The organism is Deferrisoma camini S3R1 (assembly GCF_000526155.1).
Taxonomy (GTDB): domain Bacteria; phylum Desulfobacterota; class Deferrisomatia; order Deferrisomatales; family Deferrisomataceae; genus Deferrisoma; species Deferrisoma camini.
Window position 1 is genome coordinate 1,890,797 of record NZ_JAFN01000001.1, and the last position, 17,093, is coordinate 1,907,889.

The window sequence follows — 17,093 nt, forward strand, 5'->3', positions numbered from 1 at the left end:
CCTGGAAGCCGGGGCCTCACAGCACGTTCGCGGCCAGCTCCGCCAAGGGGCTGCGCTCGCCCTTGTGCAGGGTCACGTGGGCTGCGATGGGCTGGTCCTTGAACCGCTCCACGCAGTAGCTGAGCCCGTTGCTGGTGGAGTCGATGTACGGGTTGTCGATCTGGTACGGGTCGCCGGTGAGCACGATCTTGGTCCCCTCGCCCGCCCGGGTGATGATGGTCTTGATCTCGTGGGGGGTGAGGTTCTGGGCCTCGTCCACGATGATGTACTGGTACGGGATCGACCGGCCGCGGATGTAGGTCAGCGGCTCCAGGGCCATCAGGCCCATGTCGATCAGCTCCTGGTACCCCCGCCGGCGGCGCCCTTCCCGGTCCTCCACCCCGGCGAACAGGAAGTCCACGTTGTCGAAGATGGGCTGCATCCACGGCCGCAGCTTCTCCTGCACGTCCCCCGGCAGGAACCCGATGTCGCGGCCCATGGGGAAGATGGGCCGGGAGACCAGGAGCCGCTTGTACACCTGCTCCTCCACGCTCTTCTGGAGCCCGGCCGCGATGGCCAACAGGGTCTTGCCCGTGCCCGCCTTGCCCACCAGGGTCACCAGCTGGACGCGCTCGTCCAGCAGGGCGTCCATGGCGTAGCGCTGCTCCCGGTTGCGCGGGTGGATGCCCCACACCCCCTCCTTGGGCACCCGGATCGGCTCCACCTTGCCCGACTCGGCCCGGTACCGGCCCAGCGCGCCGTGCTGGGGGTTGGTCTCGTCGCGCACCCACACGTACTGGTTGTCGTACAGCTCGGCCTCCACCGGGATGCCGCCGTCGTGGAACAGCCGGTCCACGCCCCCCGCCGGCACGTTCACCTCGGCCGTGCCGGTGTAGAGCTCGTCGAGCCGCACCTTGCCCCGCTCGTAGTCCTCGGCCCGGATCCCCAGGGCGTTGGCCTTGATCCGCAGGTTCGTGTCCTTGGTGACGAACACCACCGGCAGGTCCTCGTTCTCCCTGAGGGCCAGGCACACGGCCAGGATCCGGTTGTCGGCCTTGCCCGAGGCGAGCTCCGGCGGAAGCCGGTCGGCGAACTCCAGCCCGAACATCACGCGCACGCACCCGCCGTGCTCGTTGGGGATGCCCTCGCGCAGGTCGCCCTGGGAGCGCAGCCCGTCCAGGAACCGGGAAACCTGCCGGGCGTTACGGCCGATCTCGTCCAGGTTCTTCTTGAACCGGTCGATCTCCTCGATCACGGTGATCGGGATGTTCACCGTGTTGTCCTCGAAGGCCAGCATGGCATCGGGGTCGTGGAGCAGCACGTTGGTGTCGAGCACGTAGTTCTTTTTTGCCATGGGGGCTCCTTACGAACCGATGAATCCAACACGAATCTCAGCGACAGCGCTGCCAGACTCGGGCAACCTCCCGTCGGGGCGTGCGGGGCAAGGGGCCTGCCGGAGCGCCGGACTTACGTCCGTGCGATCTCGTGCAGGGCCCGCACGAGAGCCTCGGCGTCCTCGTGGGTGCTGAACGGGCCGAAGCTCGCCCGCACCGACCCGGCCGGGAACGAGCCCAGGGCCCGGTGGGCCAGGGGAGCGCAGTGCAGCCCCACCCGCACCGCGATGCCGTGGCGCTCGTCCAGGGCGAACCCCACGAGGGCCCCGTCGTGCCCCTCCAGGTTGAACGAGACCACCGCCACCCGCTCCGCCGGGTCGGTGGGCCCGTACAGCACCAGGCCCGGCACCCTTGCCAGCTCGGGCAGGAGCCAGGCCAGGATCTCCTCCTCCTGCCGCCGCACCCGGTCCACCCCCCGGTCCAGCAGGTGCTCCACCCCGGCCCCCAACCCGGCGATCCCCGGTGTGTTCAGGGTTCCGGCCTCCAGGGCCTCGGGCATCTCCGCGGGCATGGTCGGGGCCTCGCTCCGGGTGCCCGTGCCTCCCTCCAGCAGGGGCTCCGGCGCCAGGTCGGGGTGCACGTACAGCACGCCGGTTCCCTGGGGCCCCAGTAGCCCCTTGTGGCCCGGGGCCGCGAGCAGATGACACCCCACCTCCTCCACCGCGATCGGCACCGCACCCGCCGTCTGGGCGGCGTCGAGCAGGAACACCACGCCCTTGCGACGGCACAGGCGGCCCACCTCGGCCGCAGGAAGCAGGGTGCCCGACACGTTGGAGGCGTGCACGAGGGCCACCAACCGGGTCCGGGGCCGCAGGGCCGCTTCGATGTCGGCCGTGCGGACCCGGCCCCCGCGATCGGCCGGGACCCGGGTCACCTCCACCCCCCGGCGCTCCAGGCCGGCCAGGGGCCGGAGCACGCTGTTGTGCTCCATCACCGTGGTGACCACGTGGTCCCCCGGCCGCAGGAGCCCCTTGAGGGCCAGGTTCAGGGCGTGGGTTCCGTTCAGGGTGAACACGATCCGGGCCGGATCGGCCACGCCCAGGAGCCGGGCCACGGCCTCCCGGGCGCCGTGGATCCGGCGGGCCGCCTCCAGGGCCCGGCCGTGCCCCGAGCGGCCGGGGTTCGCCCCGAGCTCCAGGGCCTCGGCCACGGCCCGGTGCACGGCGGGAGGCTTGGGGTGGGAGCTGGCCGCGTTGTCCAGGTAGATCATGGCGGCTCCGGCCCGGGGCACGAGGCGTCGCGGCCGTCGGGCCCGGCAAGGCCCGGGCAGCCGCCCCGGCAGGTCTCGGACAGCCCGCACCCCCCGCAGGCGGCGGGCACCGCCTTCAGGTCCCGAGCCACCCGCTGCCGCCGGTCGCCCGCCCACAGCTCGGGCAGGGGCGCCCCCCGCAGATCGCCGATCTCCAGGGGATGGGTGCGGCAGGCCACCAGCCGCCCCTCCGCGGTCACGTGTGCGAGGAGCCCCGCGCCCTGGCAACCCCGGTAGCCGGACAGGTCAAGCCCCAGGTCCCGGGCCAGGAACAGGTCGTGCACCACGGCCTCCAGGCCCGGGCCGGCCCGGGCTTGCCACACCTGGGCCGCCCGGGCCCGGTCGGCCGGCAAGAGCGGCCGGGCCGGGGCCGGCGGGTTCAGCAGGGTCACCGACCGCAGCCCGTAGGCCCGGGCCAGCTCCAACGCCTCCTCCAGGCTCGCGAGACCCTCGGGGTCGCACCACAGGGCGGGGGTGAGGCGATGGGTCGCCGCGGCCAGCTCCTCCACGCTGAGCTCGGGGCGGTACGGCGGCAGCACCCGGGCGTCCGCCGCGGCCAGGGCCCGGGGACCCAGGGCCTCGAAGGCCGCCAGCAGGGGATCGGGGGGGGCCAGCAAGGCGAGTTGGGGGCCGGGCCGCTCGGCCCATCCCCGGCCCAGGCCGGGGAGCCCGGCCAGGGCGGTGGGGGCCAGGCGCACCTCCACGAACAGCACCCGGGCCGAGGCCAGGCGCTCCCACACGAGCCATGCGAGATCGGGGTCCGGCGGGAGGTCCCAGGTGACCCGGACGGGGGCGGAGAGCTCAGGCATCGTACTTGGGCAGGGGAACCTTCAGGAACTCCACGCCCTCCTCCCGGAGGGCCTCCTCCTCTTCCGAGGTCGTGGTGCCCCGGATGTTCCGGGCCTCGGCCTCGCCCCGGTGGATCTTGCGGGCCTCCTCGGCGAACCGATCCCCCACGTCCTCGAAGTGCTTCTCCACGAACCGGGCCAGGGCCACGAAGAACGCCTCGGGCCGGAGCTTGCCCTTGTCGTCCGGCCCGTCGCCGGGCCGATCCGGCGCGGTCCGGCGGCCCACGTGCACCGCCGGGGCGCTGGGTTCCTTGCGGATCTTGCCCGAGCCGCACACGGGGCACACCAGGAGCCCCTCGTCGAGCTGGCGCTCGAACTCCTCCCGGTTGCGGAACCAACCCTCGAACCGGTGGCCCTGGTCGCAGGACAGGTCGAACGTGATCATGGCGTCTCCGGGTGCGGGGCGGGCCGGGTCACCGGGCCCGCAGGAAAGCCTCGAGCCGGTCCATGCCCTCCCGGATGTTCTCGATGGAGTTGGCGTAGGTGAACCGCAGATACCCCTCCCCCCCCTTTCCGAAGTCCACCCCCGGCGTGCATCCCACCCGGGCCTTCTCGAGGATCTCGAAGGCCAGGCGGTAAGCGTCGTCGGTCAGGTGCCGCACGTTCACGAACACGTAGAACGCGCCCGTGGGGTGGCACCGGAACCGGAACCCCATGCCCTCCAGCCGCTCGATCATGTACCGCCGGCGACGGTCGTAGGTGGCGCGCATCTCGGCCACGTGCCCGTCGGTCTGGGTGAGGGCCGCGATGCCGGCCCGCTGGACGAAGGCGTTGGCCGAGATGAAGAAGTTCTGCTGGAGCTTCTGCATGGGCCGGACGAACTCCGGGGGCGCGATCACGTACCCCAGACGCCACCCGGTCATGGCGTAGAGCTTGGAGAACCCGTTGATCACGAACGCCCGGTCCGTGAACTCCAGTACCGAGTGCTCCCGGCCCTCGTACACCAGGCCGTGGTAGATCTCGTCCGACACCACGTAGGCCCCGGCGGCCTCGGCCCGCCGCACCACCTCGGCCAGGCGGTCCCGGTCGATCAGGGTGCCGGTGGGGTTGGCCGGCGAGTTGACCAGCACCGCCTTGGTCCGGGGGCCCACCGGGCCGGTGAGATCCTCGGGCACGAACTGAAACGCTTCTGCCTCGTGCACCCGCACGAACACCGGCTCGCCGCCGCAGAACTCCACCATGGGGGGGTAGCAGGCGTAGCACGGGTCGGTCAGGACCACCTGGTCCCCGGGGTCCAGGAGGGCGGCAAAGGTCAGGAACAGGGCCGGGGACGAGCCGGAGGTCACGATGACCCGGTCCGGGTCCACGTCCACCCCGTACCGGGCCCGGTAGTGGACCGAGATCTCGGCGCGCAGCTCGTACAGGCCCAGGCTGTGGGTGTAATGGGTCTCCCCCGCCTCCAGGGCCGCGGCCGCGGCCCGCCGCACCGGCTCGGGGGTGTCGAAGTCCGGCTCGCCCACCTCCAGGTGCACCACGTGGGCCCCGCCCCGCTCCATGGACTGGGCGGTCTCCAGCACGTCCATGGCGATGAAGCTGGGCAGGGCCTGGGCCCGCCGGGACACCGGCGATCTACACGGGCCGGTTGGGGTTTCGGTCATGGTACGCGGCTCTCCGCTGCGAAAGGAACGAAGACCCGATCATAACAGCCGGTTTCCCGAACCGGCAAGGCGTCCCTTGCCCCCGGCCGGCCCCTGCTCTACCCTCCGTCCCAACGTCCCATCGGACCGAAAGCCCCATCCGGAGGTGGCCGACCGCCTGGCCTGACCGAGCCCATGGAACCCATCGACCTGAGGTCCGACCTGCTGCCCCCCCTGATCGCGCTGGCCCTGTCGGTGGCCGTGCATCTGGCGGCCGCCTGGTGGGTGCCGTCCCCCCCCAAGCCCGACCGGTCGGAGCCCGAGGCCGTGGTCGTGGAGATGCGCGAACTGCCCGCCCCGGCGCCGCCCGACAAACCCAAGCCCAAACCGCGCCGCCCGCCCAAGCCCCGGCCGAAGGCCGCCGCCCGGCCCCGCCCCAAGCCCGCGCCGAAGCCCCAGCCGGCCCGGCAACCCCCGTCGCCCCAACCGGCTCCCCGACCGGCGCCCGAGCCCCCGCCGTTGGTCCAGGAGACGACGGCAAAGGCTCCGGCCCGGGCCGAACCGCCGGCCGCCCCGCCGGAGCCGGAGTCGGCGAAGCCGGCGCCCCGGCTGAGCGACCTGCTGCCGTCGCCCCGGGAGATCGCCGTCCAGGCCCGCTCCGGAGCCCCGGACCCGGCGGGCGGGGCCCAGGAGGCCACGCTGTGGCTCGGCCAGACCGACACCCGGTACCGAGGCTACCTGGAACGGGTGCAGAACGCCATCGACGTGTCGTGGAGGTGGAAGGAGGCGCTCCTCGGGGCCGGCCGGCCCGGGAGCGTGGTGATCGGGTTCACCCTCACCCCGGACGGCCGGGCCGAGGAGGTCAAGGTGAGCCGGAGCTCCGGCAGCCCGCTGCTCGACGAGGAGGCCGCGGCAGCCGTGCGGCGGGCCGTGTTTCCGGCGTTCCCCACCCACTGGAGCATCCGCCGGCTGCGCCTGTTCGCCCAGTTCGACTACCGGCTGGAGTGATCCCAAGTTGTGCTACTAAAGTATTGCCAGGCCCGTGCCCCCTTCCCCTTAGGGAGTACGGGGTGGGGGTCTGGTGGAGCGCCGGGTGCGGCCCCTTCGCTCGCCGCGCCCTCCGAACGTGCGGATCCCCTCCGGATCCCGAGGTTTCCGCTATCGTGGCCTGGATCGACGGGTAAGCGGCGGCATGAGAAGGCGCGGCGATCGGATGCCGCACTCGCGCCCGGCCGGAACCAGGCCCCCACCCCGTACCCTGGCAATACGTTTGAAGGTCTTAGTAAAAAACATTAGGCCCCTTGCCCCCCGGTTCGCGAGGCCCGCTACTCCTTCTGGACCTTCTCCAGGGCCTTCTTGAGCGCGTCCTCGGCGTCCTGCACCCCCCGAGCCGCCTCTTTGGCCCGCTCCAGAGGCTCCAGCACGGCCCGACCCTCGCGCCGCCCCTGGAGCACCCCCAGGTCCTGGGCCACCAGGTACCCTGCGCCCAGGAGACCCAGTAGAATCACGATCCACCCGAGCCCTCGCATGCCGTTCTCCTCCCACGCGCAAAGGGGTCCCTCGTTGTGTTCTGATCGGACCCGGAGGTCGCCGCCTTGAACCCGTTCGTCCCGTTCCCCGAGCCCCGGGTGTTCGCCGTGTTCCACGGCCGCCGAAAGCGGTTCCTGGCGGACATGGTGCTCGAAGACGGCACCCCCACCGTGGCCCACTGCCCGAACACCGGCTCCATGAAGGGGTGCCTGTTCCCCGGACACCGGGCCCTGCTGTGGGACAGCCGCAACCCAAAGCGCAAGCTCCGCTACACATGGAAGGCCATCGAGGCGGAAGGCCTCTGGGTCGGCATCGACACCGGCGTTCCCAACCGCCTGGTGGAGGAGGCCGTGCGCCGCGGCGCCGTGCCCGGGCTCCGTGGGTTCACGGAGGTGCTCCGGGAGAAGCGGATGGGAGCGCGCAGCCGCGTGGACCTCCTGTTGCGGGGCCCTTCCGGAGAGTGCTGGGTGGAGGTGAAGAATGTCACCTTGGTCGAAGGGGGAGCGGCCCGCTTCCCCGACGCCGTGACGGCCCGGGGGCTCCGGCACCTGGAGGAGCTCGCGGCCCGGGTGCGCGAAGGCCACCGGGCCGCCATGGTGTACGTGGTGCAGCGGGCCGACGGCGACCGGTTCGAGCCCGCGGCCGACATCGATCCGGCCTATGCCCAAGGGCTCGCCCGGGCCCGGGCGGCCGGGGTGGAGGTCTACGCCCTGGCGACCCGGGTCACCCCGCGGGGGGTGGAGATGACCGGGCTGCTGCCGGTGGAGGTCCGGGGGTAGGGGACGATCCGGGGCCCTTCTGATCCTGGGCTCGCGCCTCGGCCACCACGAGGGGCTCCAGCACCCGGTCCCAGAACGATCTCTGGCAGTCCACCCCTTCCATCGTGCCGTCCCGCAGGAGCTTCCGGTACCGGCAGCCTCCGAAGCACAGGGGGAGGTAGACACACTCCCGGCACGGAGCGTGCCGTTCCCACCGGGGAACCCGGAACGGGTCGGGACCGGACGAGATGCCTCCCTCCAGGGTTCCCACCACGAACTCGGGGCGGTTGATCAGGGCGGGGCAGCGGGTGAGGGTGCCGTCCCAGTTCACGGTGATGGCGTGGTCCAGGTCGGCCATGCACGGCGAGGGCGAGAGCTTCGGCACCCGGTACCCGCGGCTCCGGACGGCCCGGTCCAGGGTGATCACCGCCTCGGCCACCCACGGCTCGGCCGTGGAGGTGCAGGCCCCGCAGGCCGGGTCGGCTCCGTCGGCCGGGAGCACCGGGCTGAACCGCACCTGGGCGACCCGGTCCGGCCCCAGGCCGGCAGCCATCAGCAGGTCGAGCAGCTCCGGGAACCGCCGCCAGGTGTGCCGGGTGAGATTGGCCCCCACCCCCACCGGGACCCCGGAGGCGCACTGCCTGAGGTTCTCCACGATGTCGTGGAAGCTGCCCCGTCCGTCCCGGTAGGGCCGACTCCGGTCGTGGACGTCCGGGGGGCCGTCCAGGGTCACCTGGGCCCCCTTGAGCCCCAGGGGAAGCAGCGCGTCCAGCACGTCCGGGGTGAGGCGGCTTCCGTTGGTCACCAGCCTCAGCTCGAGGTCCACCCCCCGGTTCGCGCATCCCTCCCGGAGGCGGGAGGCCAACGATCGGATCGTCGCCAGGTGGAGGAGCGGCTCGCCGCCGTACACGTCCACCAGCAGCCGCTCGTGGCGGGACCCGAGCCGGTCGAGCAGGTACGCCACGAGCGCCTCGGCCGTCGCCTCGTCCATGGCGCCCGGGCCCTTGTCCGCTCCCTCGTAGCAGTACGGGCAGGCGAAGTTGCAGGCCATGCCCACGATCACGGCGGCCACGAGCACCGGGCTCACCCGGTTCACCTCCCCCAGGTAGCCCCACACCTGCCGGCGCTCCGCCTCCGGATCGTCCACCCACACCCCCACCCGTCGCAGGGCCGCCAGAGAGCCCTCCGAAAGGCTGGGGGCGCCTTCCTCCAGGCCCTGGAGCACGGCACTCGGCAGCCGGACGATCGATCCGCGGCGGGTCGAGAACACCAGAACCCGACCCGGCCGATCCGGGTCCGGAAACACCTTGAGATAGCGAGAGAGCGGCATGGACACCCCCAAAAAGAAGAAGAAGGCGGGAACCTCTCGAAGGTTCCCGCCTCTCCGTTCCGCCGTCTCTTCCTAAGTCCGCAGGTTTTGCGGCCCAGTCTTGCAGCAATCGCCGGACGCCGCCACTTCCCGAACGTCCTTGCCTTCCTCGAGGATCTGGATCTCTTGTTCGCCCATGGCTCGCCCTCCGCGCTGGGGTGGTTGGTTGGGTCTTTTCTATCGACCCAAAAGAGATCGGACTTGAGCCCTCGGCTCCCCCCTGCGGTCAGAACCTCATCCGGATCCCGGCCTCGAGCCATCGCGGCTCCTGGCCCCGGTCCGTGCTGTACATGGCGTCGCCGTTGAACAGGTTGTGCACGGTGGCGAACAGGTCGGCCGTGACCGTCCTCGTCAGCGTCAGGGTTTTGCGCAGGTTCAGGTCCCACAGGAAGTCGTTATGGTCCCCCTCGCTCGCGCCGGGGCCGTAGTCCCACCACACGTACCGGCCCACGGCCTCGGCGTGGAGGCCGGGATCGGGATCGTAGTACACGCCCACCACGGCCTGGTGCTGGTCCTGGTCCCGGTCGCGGCCCGAGACCTCGATGCGCACCCAGGCAAACCCGCCCCGGAGCGTGACCCCCCCCAGCCGGGCCGTCTCCGCCTCCAGCTCGTACCCGGTGCGCCAAATCGTGCCTTGGTTCTCCCAGGTGTTCGGGTTGGGCCCAGGCGAGGCGGCCGTGCGGATCGCCCCGCTTACCTCGTGGCGGAACCCCGTGAGCTTGAGCCACAGGCCGGGCAGGGCCGTGGTCTCGAGCCCCACCTGGTAGGACCAGATCTCCTCCGGGGCCAGGTCCGGGTTGGGGTCGAAGTCGATCCCCCCGCTGGCGAGGTATGTGAGCGGCGGCGCGCTGAACCCCCGGGCCGCGTCGGCCCGGAGCAGGGTGCCCCGGCCCAACCCCACGGTGAGCCCCAGGCTGGGGCTCCAGAACGGGTCGGTGCGGGAGCTGTCGTCATACCGGACGCCCGGCACCAGGGTGAACCGGCCGGCCCGGATCGTGTCGTTGAGGTACACGCCCCAGCGGTCGATGGCCGGCTCCACCTCGAACCGGGCCGGGTTGCCGAGGCTCTGGAAGAAATCGCCCGAGTCGGTGCGGGCCCGGAGGTCCGTGTGCCGGTAGTCCACCCCGGCCACGACCACGTGCCGGCCCTGGGCCCAGGTGGCCCGGGCCTGCACGCCGGTGTGCTCCTCGTCGTAGAGGTTGTTGATCAGCAACTCGCCCCGGGGCGCAAAGGTGCCGTCCTCCTGGGCAAACTGCTCGAGCCGCTGCCCGAACCGGTACGCCTCGAGCCGCAGCCCCAGGCGTTCCGAGGGCCGGGCGTCCAGGCCCGCCCGGGCGAAGGCGGCCCGGGGCTCGCTCTGGGCCAGGGCGAACTGGCTGGCCAGCCGGCCGGCATCGGTCTCCACGTCCACGATCCCCGCCGATAGGTCCACGCTCGCGGCCCCGGACAGCAACACTTCGGCCTTGGCAAATGCACTGGCCTCCTCGAACCCGGCGGGGCCGGGCTGGTCCCACTTGGCGTTCTGGGCCTGGGCCTGGGCATAGTAGCCCACCGGGCCGGCCGCTCCAGCCACCTCCCCCCGGGTGTCCCAGGAGCGGCGCTCCCCGTAGCTCGCGGCCAGCTCCCCCAGGGGCCGCCCCGGGCCGCCGGCCTCCTTGGTGATCACGTTGATGACCCCGCCCAGCGACGAGCCCCAGGCGGAGGACGCAGGGCCCTTGAGGATCTCGATCCGCTCGATGGGCCCCACCGGGATCGTGTCCAGGAACGGCCCGGCCGTCTCGGAGCTCCAAGGCACCCCGTCCAGCAGCACCAGCACGTGGCGGTCCTCGTGGCCGTAACGGAACGGGTTCGGCTCGCCCGAGCCCTGGATGTGGGCCAGGGGGGTCGCCCCGAAGTGGTTGCCAAAAGTAAAAGTGAACACGCCGGGAACCCGCTTGAGCACGTCCCCCAGGGTGTGGGCGTTCATGTCGCGGATCTCGTCCGCGGTGACCACGGTCACGTTCTCGGCCACCTGGTCGATCGGCTTGGGGGCGCGCGTCGCCGACACCACCAGGTCCTCGGGGTCGAAGTACAGCCGCACGAACGCCGCCTCCGGGTCCCCGCTGGCCACCAGGGGAACACCGGCAACAGGGGTGGCCCCGGCCGGGTGGGCCCAGGCCACCCCCAACACCAGGAGGACGAGCGCACGGATCGAAGGGGTACCCACGTGTTCCGACTCCTGCCCCCGCCACCCAGAGGAACGCCTGTTACTAAGGCCTACGAAGGTATTGCCGGACGCGGGTGGGGGGCTGGCTCCGGCCGGGCGCGAGTGCGGCACCCGTTTCGCCGCGCCTTCGCATGCCGTTGTCAGCCCGGTAGGCCGGGGCGCCGGTGGCGGAAGATCCGGAACTTCCAAGGCGATTCAGGCTTGGTGAGGGCGCGGCGATGTGAGGGGCCGCGCCCGGCTCTCCACCAGCCCCCCACCCGCTGGTTCCCTTGTGAAGGCCGGAGATCTGGCAATACTTCCGTTGATATTAGCACCAACCCGGCGAGAGAACAGGAGTCTCACCCCGGAGGGCGGGGCAAGGGACCGATAGCGCCTGTTTGTCCGCCGGGTTGACAAACAACAGGCGGCGGAAAGCTAGCAGACCCGGCAAGGAAAAGGCAACCTGGCGGGACGAGCGCCACGCTCCGACGCAGGGCTCATACCAAATTGCGTTCAAACCAAGATCCATCCGGGGGCCGGGGCAAGGGGCCTGGTTCCGGCCGTGCGAGAGTGCAGCATCCGACTCACGCTGCCCCCGACACTCAGCCCGAGTGTCCCATGAACGGTAGGAAAGCGAACGTTGGCAATGCATTTCGGGTCACCGGCAGAGCGGGTATCGGCTGAGTGCCGGGGGCAGCGACTGTCGGAGCCACGCCCGGCGCTCCACCAGGCCCCTTGCCCCCCCGATTCAGGGGTCTGATGGCTTTGAACGCAACTTGGTATCAGACGCCTTGGCAGCCGGGGCACGGGGTTGGGGAGAGGCGCTCCACCGAAGCCGGGCCGGCGGGCTCGGACAGCGCGGCCCACCGTCCTCCTTCCGGCCCCGGGACCCAGCGGAACCTCCCACACCGGGAGCAGACACCAAGCAGCCTCTCGTACCGCAGCACTTTCCTGCGCAGCTCTCGCTTCTCCGCCTGGCGGGCGACCCGGAGCACCAGCTCCTCCGGCTGGAACGGTTTGAACAGGTAATCGTCCGCGCCCTGACGCAGGGCCTCCAGGCCCGCGTCCTCGTTGGAGTAGCCCGTGATCACCACCACGCAGACCTGGGGGTCGCGGGACCTGGCCTGGCGAAGCACGGCAAAGCCGTCCTCCCCCTCCATCCGCAGGTCGGTCACGATCACGTCGTACTCCTGGCGCTCCACGGATGCCAGGGCGTCCTCCCCGGTGACGGCCGTATCGACCTCGAATCCGAAGGCCGAGAGCGCCCTCCCCAGCGTCACCACCAGCAGTCTCTCGTCATCCACCAGCAGAATCCGGCCTTTCATCCCTACCCTCACCGATAGGCAACTCCACCGTGAACGCCGCACCCTCACCCACCCTGCTCTCCACATGGATCCGCCCGCCGTGGCGCTCCACGATCCCGTAGCACACCGACAGTCCCAGGCCGGTGCCCGACGCCGCGGATTTGGTGGTGAAGAACGGCTCAAAGATCCGCTCCAGGTGGTCCTCGAGAATACCGCAGCCCGTATCCTCGACGCGAATTCTCACGAGCCCGTTCGACGACGCGGTGGATACGCGGATGGTCCCTCCCGCCTCGGGCAACGCCTCGGCAGCGTTCGTCAGCAGGTTCAAGACCACCTGCTTCAGCTGATCCTCCACCGCGAAGATCCGCTTCACCCCGGCCGAGTACGAGGTCTCCACCCGGATCCGCTGCCGTGCGAACCGCTTCTTGCACAGGATCAGCATGGTGTCGATGCTGCGGTGGACGTCCACCCATTCGGGTGTCTCGGTGCTCGGCCGGTTGAACTCCCGCAGGCTTCGCACGAGCTTGGCGATCCGGTTGCACTCCCCGATCGACAGGGCCACCAGCTCGGCGTCTTCTGGATCGAGATCCAGCTTCCGTTGGAGCTCCTGGAGCACGTTTCTGATCCCGAAAACGGGGTTGTTGATCTCGTGGGCGAGGGAGGCAGCCAGCTTGCCGACGGCGCTGAGCTTCTCGGTCTGCCGGAGATGGCGGTGCATCGCCTCCAGCTGGGCCGTCCGCTCCCGGACCCTCTCCTCCAAGAGGTCCCGGGCCCGGCGCAGCTCCTCGTTGGCCCGGGCGAGCTCTTGGGTACGCTCGGCCACCTTCTGCTCCAGCCCCTCCTTGAGCTCCCGGATCGTGGCGAACGCGAGCTCCAGCCGCGCGACCAGCGAGGTGAAGGTGTCCCGGAGCGCCCCGAGCTCGTCGTGGGCCTCCACCGTGATCCCCTGCTCCCGGAACGCCTCCACCAACCGGGCCAAGGGCCTCGCGGCCTCCCTGGAGACCAGGAAGGCCAGAAGGCCTCCCAGGAGGAGGAACCCTCCCCCTACCGCGGCCATGCGGCGTACGACAGCGTCCGTCTCGCGGCGGAGCCGCTCCTTGGACAGGACCACGGCCACATATCCCAAGACGGACGCCCCCCCCCCCGCCCCCCCAAGCCCCTCGAAGTACAGCTCCTCAGGGGTCTCGTACGACAGCCGATCGAGCACCCCCCGCCAAAAGACGATCCGCTCCCCGTCCTCCTGCAAGATCACCCGCGCCAGGTCGCCGGGGCCTCCGGAGGCCATCCCCGTGAACGGAACCCGCTGGGACACGTCCGGGCCTCCCCCCGTGTGCATCAGCACCTCGCCTGTCGCGTCCAGCACCACCACCTGCTCCACGTTCCGGTTCCGGAGAACCGGAGCCGCGCTGCGCACCAGGGCCTCGTGATCAGAGGCAAACACATCCAGCCGCACGCTATTGGCGAGCAGGTGCGCGAGGGTTCGACCCTCCTCCTCGAACTGCATGCGCAACGAGGCCTGCTGGGATCGAACCAGAACCGTGCCGAGGGCTAGGGTGAGAAGGAGGATGAACGTGAGGAGATAGACCAGGACTCTCGTGCGGAAGGTCAACCCCCTGGCCGCGGCCAACACGGAGGGCGTCCCCGGGTGCCAGAAGGGAATCAGTCGCCACCGCCCAGCCAGGCGGTGTCGAGGAACGTGCCGAGCTTTCTTGCCACCTCGGCGTTCACCCGAACCCTTGTCCGTTGGGCGACCTCACCCCGCTCCGCCCTCGAGCCCCCGGTCGAGAGCGCGTTCTCCGCCAGCACCGCTGCCGCCTCCCCCATACGCCGATAATCGGACACGAGAGCGATCATGGCTCCGCGACGCAGATACTTCTCGGCAAACGTGACCACCGGAACCCGCTCTTCCATGGAGAACCGCAGCATTGCCTCTGCCGTCTGGGGGGTGAGCACCGTCAGGTCGGGAAGCATCCAGAGCACGTCGATGCGCCCGCGCAGCTCCTCCAGGCGCCCGCGGACCTCGCGGGCGGTGCGAGCCTCGACGCCGACGATCCGCATCCCCTGCAACCGGGCCAGGGCGCTTGCCTTCCCCACGAACGCGCCGGTTCCCCCCGGAGAGAACACGACGCCGATCCGCCGCACCTTGGGCAGGCATTTCTCGGTGACCTCAACCCAACGCGCGGGCGGCACGGAGAATGGGACCCCAGCGGCCCGATCGTGGAAGACCAAGCGGGGCTCCGGGTCCGGCACCATCGTGTAGACCAGGGGAATCCCACGGAACCGGTCGGCAAAAGAAAGGGCCTTCCCGCCGATCGCCAGGATGAGGTCCACGGGACGGGATTCCAGGAACCGAGCCGCAGCCTCACGCCCCCCCTGATCCGCGAGCACGAACTCGGTGAACTGGTGGGGATGGAGCGTCTTGGTTCCGGAAAGGGGGGGGCGGTGGGACAGCGCCTCCCGAAAGGCCTGTCGAGCCTCCTCGTAGGGGCGGATCCTCGCGCTCTGCACGATGACGACCTCGGCGGCCCGAGCGGCCCCCCCCAACCCCACGACCAGCAAAACACACAAAAGCCACCACCGGCGCACCTGGCACCTCCCCCTACACGCGACGAACCGGGCTCCTCCGGAAAGGGATGGAACCGCCCCCCCTCCCCCACCGCCCCGACATCGGCAGCCGCACCCTCTCACTGGCTTCGCCCCCCACCGGATAGATCTCCTTCAACCTGAGGAAAAAAATCCATCAGATGTTGCGTAGTGTAACACGCACGGTCCTCGGCTGCATCCCCGATCTTCTCCCCACGCATCCTTCCCCGCCCTCGGCTCCGCCTTGCCCCGCCCGAAACCCTCGTGCTAGCTTTGCGGGCTTCCATGTGACTTCGGCCGTTGGTCGTCGGTCGAAAGCTCGCCTCGACATCAGAGTCGAGGGGCGCGGGGCCTGTTGGAGCGCCGGGCGGGGCCGTATCGGGGACCAGGACTCAGAGGACAGGGGACGGGAGAGCCTATCTTCTGTCCACCTAGTCCCGACTCCTGAAACGCAGGCCCCCGCCCCCGCGGGAGGGTGTCCTACGTTGTAGGGCCCCGCAGGGGCCTGGCGAAGCTTTCCATATCGTAATCGCAAGCGACCCCAAGGAGCGGTTCCATGGGCATCACACGCGAAGACGTCCTGCACGTGGCCCGGTTGGCGCGGCTCGAGTTCGCGGACGAGGAGATCGACGGGTTCGCCGAGCAGCTCTCCGCCATCCTCGACTATGTGGCCAAGCTGGACGAGCTCGATCTCACGGGCACCGAGCCCATGGCGCACGTCCATGAGGCCGTGAACGCCTTCCGGGAGGACCGGGCCCGGCCGCCCCTGGGGCAGGAGGCCGTTCTGGCCAACGCCCCCGAGGCGGAGGCCGGGTGCTTCCGGGTGCCCAAGGTGATCGAGGGGTGAGGGAGGCGACCATGGAACTGGTGGGACGGACCATACGCGAACTGCGGGACCTCCTCGACCGGGGCGAGATCACCAGCGAGGAGCTCACCCGGGCCTACCTGGACCGGATCGAGGAGTGGAACCCGCGGATCAACGCCTACATCACGGTCACGGCCGAGCTCGCCCTGGAGATGGCCCGGGCCGCGGACCAGCGGATCCGTAGCGGCCGGGCCGGGCCCCTCACGGGGATCCCGGTGGGGCTCAAGGACCTGCTGGTCACCGAGGGGGTGCGCACCACCTGCGGCTCCCGGATCCTGGAGGGCTTCGTGCCCCCCTACGACGGCACGGCCGTGGCCCGGCTGCGGCAGGCCGGGGCCGTGTTCCTGGGCAAGCTGAACATGGACGAGTTCGCCATGGGCTCGTCCAACGAGACCTCGGCCTTCGGCCCCGTGCGCAACCCCTGGGACCCCGAGCGGGTGCCGGGGGGATCGAGCGGGGGGAGCGCCGCGGCCGTGGCCGCCGGCCTCACCGCGGCCGCCCTGGGGTCGGACACCGGCGGATCGATCCGCCAGCCCGCGGCCCTGTGCGGCGTGGTGGGGCTCAAGCCCACCTACGGCCGGGTGAGCCGGTACGGGCTGGTGGCGTTCGCCTCGAGCCTGGACCAGATCGGCCCCCTGACCGCGGACGTGGCCGACGCGGGGTGGGTGCTGGAGGCGATCGCCGGCCACGACCCCCTGGACTCCACCAGCATCGACCGGCCGGTGCCGGCCCTGCGGGACCTGCAGCCGGAGGTGAAGGGCCTCAGGGTCGGGGTTCCCCGGGAGTACTTCATCGAGGGGCTCGATCCCGAGGTGGAGGCGGCGGTGCGCCGGGCCGTCGGGGTGCTGGAGGACCTGGGCGCCGAGGTGCGGGAGGTGAGCCTGCCCCACACGGCGTACGCCGTGGCCACCTACTACCTCATCGCCCCGGCCGAGGCGAGCTCGAACCTGGCCCGGTACGACGGGGTGAAGTACGGCCTGCGGGTGGCCGGCGAGGACCTGATCGACACCTACCGCAAGACCCGGGCCGCCGGGTTCGGGCCGGAGGTGAAGCGCCGGATCATGCTGGGCACCTACGCCCTGTCGGCGGGGTACTACGACGCGTACTACCTGAAGGCCCAGAAGGTCCGGGCCCGGGTGGCCGAGGACTTCCGCAGCGCGTTCCAGCAGGTGGACGTGATCGCCTGCCCGACCACGCCCACGCCGGCGTTCCGGCTGGGCGAGAAGGTGGACGACCCCCTGCAGATGTATCTGAACGACATCTTCACGATCCCGGCGAACCTGGCCGGGCTGCCCGGGATCAGCGTGCCGTGCGGGTTCACGGCCCAGGGCCTGCCGGTGGGGTTCCAGCTGCTGGCCGGCCCGTTCGAGGAGGAGACCCTGCTGCGGGCGGCCCATGCCTACGAGCGGGCCGCCGGGATCGAGCGGCCGAAGCCGGCCCTCGGGTAGGGAG

General features: G+C 71.0%; 15 protein-coding genes. 4 read left to right on the forward strand and 11 right to left on the reverse strand.

Going from position 1 to position 17,093, the window contains the following annotated elements:
• Positions 1-16: 16 nt before the first annotated feature.
• The 5 genes from DEFCA_RS0108340 to DEFCA_RS0108360 all read right to left on the reverse strand — a co-directional run bounded on the left by DEFCA_RS0108340 (position 17) and on the right by DEFCA_RS0108360 (position 5,068).
• Positions 17-1,333, reverse strand: a complete 1,317-nt coding sequence (locus DEFCA_RS0108340) for a PhoH family protein (RefSeq protein WP_025322571.1) — start codon at positions 1,331-1,333, stop codon at positions 17-19.
• 113 nt (positions 1,334-1,446) lie between these two features.
• Entirely contained in the window at positions 1,447-2,583 is a 1,137-nt protein-coding gene (locus DEFCA_RS0108345; RefSeq protein WP_025322572.1) for an aminotransferase class V-fold PLP-dependent enzyme, read from the reverse strand.
• A complete protein-coding gene (locus DEFCA_RS0108350) occupies positions 2,580-3,431 on the reverse strand; it encodes an SPASM domain-containing protein (RefSeq protein WP_025322573.1) in 852 nt (283 codons plus the stop codon). The genes DEFCA_RS0108345 and DEFCA_RS0108350 overlap by 4 nt, the downstream gene beginning before the upstream one ends.
• Positions 3,424-3,855, reverse strand: coding sequence for a DUF1178 family protein (locus tag DEFCA_RS0108355; RefSeq protein WP_025322574.1), 432 nt, complete (start codon positions 3,853-3,855; stop codon positions 3,424-3,426). The genes DEFCA_RS0108350 and DEFCA_RS0108355 overlap by 8 nt, the downstream gene beginning before the upstream one ends.
• A 28-nt stretch (positions 3,856-3,883) precedes the next feature.
• A complete protein-coding gene (locus tag DEFCA_RS0108360) occupies positions 3,884-5,068 on the reverse strand; it encodes a pyridoxal phosphate-dependent aminotransferase (protein WP_051463213.1) in 1,185 nt (394 codons plus the stop codon).
• 174 nt (positions 5,069-5,242) lie between these two features.
• Here DEFCA_RS0108360 and DEFCA_RS24090 point away from each other — a divergent pair, with 174 nt between their 5' ends.
• Positions 5,243-6,055 (forward strand): TonB family protein, encoded by an 813-nt coding sequence (locus tag DEFCA_RS24090; RefSeq protein WP_025322576.1) that lies wholly within the window; start codon positions 5,243-5,245, stop codon positions 6,053-6,055.
• Positions 6,056-6,372: 317 nt separating this feature from the next.
• Here the strand turns inward: DEFCA_RS24090 and DEFCA_RS0108370 are convergent, their stop codons facing one another.
• On the reverse strand, positions 6,373-6,576 hold the full coding sequence (locus DEFCA_RS0108370) for a hypothetical protein (RefSeq protein ID WP_025322577.1): 204 nt from the start codon (positions 6,574-6,576) through the stop codon (positions 6,373-6,375).
• A 66-nt stretch (positions 6,577-6,642) separates the two neighbouring features.
• Here DEFCA_RS0108370 and sfsA point away from each other — a divergent pair, with 66 nt between their 5' ends.
• Positions 6,643-7,356, forward strand: coding sequence for a DNA/RNA nuclease SfsA (gene sfsA, locus DEFCA_RS0108375; protein ID WP_025322578.1), 714 nt, complete (start codon positions 6,643-6,645; stop codon positions 7,354-7,356).
• Here sfsA and gptM read toward each other — a convergent pair.
• From gptM to DEFCA_RS0108400, 5 genes are all read right to left on the reverse strand, one after another.
• Positions 7,301-8,665, reverse strand: coding sequence for a geopeptide radical SAM maturase (gene gptM / locus DEFCA_RS0108380; protein WP_025322579.1), 1,365 nt, complete (start codon positions 8,663-8,665; stop codon positions 7,301-7,303). The genes sfsA and gptM overlap by 56 nt on opposite strands.
• 265 nt (positions 8,666-8,930) lie before the next feature.
• Positions 8,931-10,910, reverse strand: coding sequence for a TonB-dependent receptor plug domain-containing protein (locus DEFCA_RS0108385; RefSeq protein WP_025322580.1), 1,980 nt, complete (start codon positions 10,908-10,910; stop codon positions 8,931-8,933).
• A 761-nt stretch (positions 10,911-11,671) separates the two neighbouring features.
• A complete protein-coding gene (locus tag DEFCA_RS0108390; protein ID WP_025322581.1) occupies positions 11,672-12,214 on the reverse strand; it encodes a response regulator in 543 nt (180 codons plus the stop codon).
• Positions 12,186-13,823, reverse strand: a complete 1,638-nt coding sequence (locus tag DEFCA_RS20555) for a sensor histidine kinase (protein WP_025322582.1) — start codon at positions 13,821-13,823, stop codon at positions 12,186-12,188. Before DEFCA_RS20555 ends, DEFCA_RS0108390 begins: the two co-directional genes overlap by 29 nt.
• A gap of 29 nt (positions 13,824-13,852) precedes the next feature.
• Entirely contained in the window at positions 13,853-14,779 is a 927-nt protein-coding gene (locus DEFCA_RS0108400) for an ABC transporter substrate-binding protein (RefSeq protein WP_025322583.1), read from the reverse strand.
• 553 nt (positions 14,780-15,332) lie between these two features.
• Between DEFCA_RS0108400 and gatC the strand changes: the two genes are divergently transcribed.
• Together gatC and gatA are read left to right on the forward strand one after the other, a co-directional pair.
• Positions 15,333-15,623 carry an Asp-tRNA(Asn)/Glu-tRNA(Gln) amidotransferase subunit GatC gene (gene gatC / locus DEFCA_RS0108405; RefSeq protein WP_025322584.1) on the forward strand — a complete coding sequence of 97 codons (291 nt, stop codon included), beginning with the start codon at positions 15,333-15,335 and terminating at the stop codon, positions 15,621-15,623.
• 11 nt (positions 15,624-15,634) lie between these two features.
• The gene (gene gatA, locus DEFCA_RS0108410; protein ID WP_025322585.1) at positions 15,635-17,089 is read left to right on the forward strand and encodes an Asp-tRNA(Asn)/Glu-tRNA(Gln) amidotransferase subunit GatA; all 1,455 of its coding nucleotides are present in this window, start codon (positions 15,635-15,637) and stop codon (positions 17,087-17,089) included.
• Positions 17,090-17,093 lie beyond the last annotated feature (4 nt).

Excerpts from the sequence above, each read along its gene's own strand:
- DEFCA_RS0108360 (WP_051463213.1), bottom strand. The coding sequence starts at position 5,068 with ATGACCGAAACCCCAACCGGCCCGTGTAGATCGCCGGTGTCCCGGCGG.
- gptM (WP_025322579.1), bottom strand. The coding sequence starts at position 8,665 with ATGCCGCTCTCTCGCTATCTCAAGGTGTTTCCGGACCCGGATCGGCCG.
- gatC (WP_025322584.1), top strand. The coding sequence starts at position 15,333 with ATGGGCATCACACGCGAAGACGTCCTGCACGTGGCCCGGTTGGCGCGG.
- gatA (WP_025322585.1), top strand. The coding sequence starts at position 15,635 with ATGGAACTGGTGGGACGGACCATACGCGAACTGCGGGACCTCCTCGAC.
- DEFCA_RS0108350 (WP_025322573.1), bottom strand. The coding sequence starts at position 3,431 with ATGCCTGAGCTCTCCGCCCCCGTCCGGGTCACCTGGGACCTCCCGCCG.
- DEFCA_RS0108340 (WP_025322571.1), bottom strand. The coding sequence starts at position 1,333 with ATGGCAAAAAAGAACTACGTGCTCGACACCAACGTGCTGCTCCACGAC.
- DEFCA_RS0108370 (WP_025322577.1), bottom strand. The coding sequence starts at position 6,576 with ATGCGAGGGCTCGGGTGGATCGTGATTCTACTGGGTCTCCTGGGCGCA.
- DEFCA_RS0108355 (WP_025322574.1), bottom strand. The coding sequence starts at position 3,855 with ATGATCACGTTCGACCTGTCCTGCGACCAGGGCCACCGGTTCGAGGGT.
- DEFCA_RS0108390 (WP_025322581.1), bottom strand. The coding sequence starts at position 12,214 with ATGAAAGGCCGGATTCTGCTGGTGGATGACGAGAGACTGCTGGTGGTG.
- DEFCA_RS24090 (WP_025322576.1), top strand. The coding sequence starts at position 5,243 with ATGGAACCCATCGACCTGAGGTCCGACCTGCTGCCCCCCCTGATCGCG.
- DEFCA_RS0108345 (WP_025322572.1), bottom strand. The coding sequence starts at position 2,583 with ATGATCTACCTGGACAACGCGGCCAGCTCCCACCCCAAGCCTCCCGCC.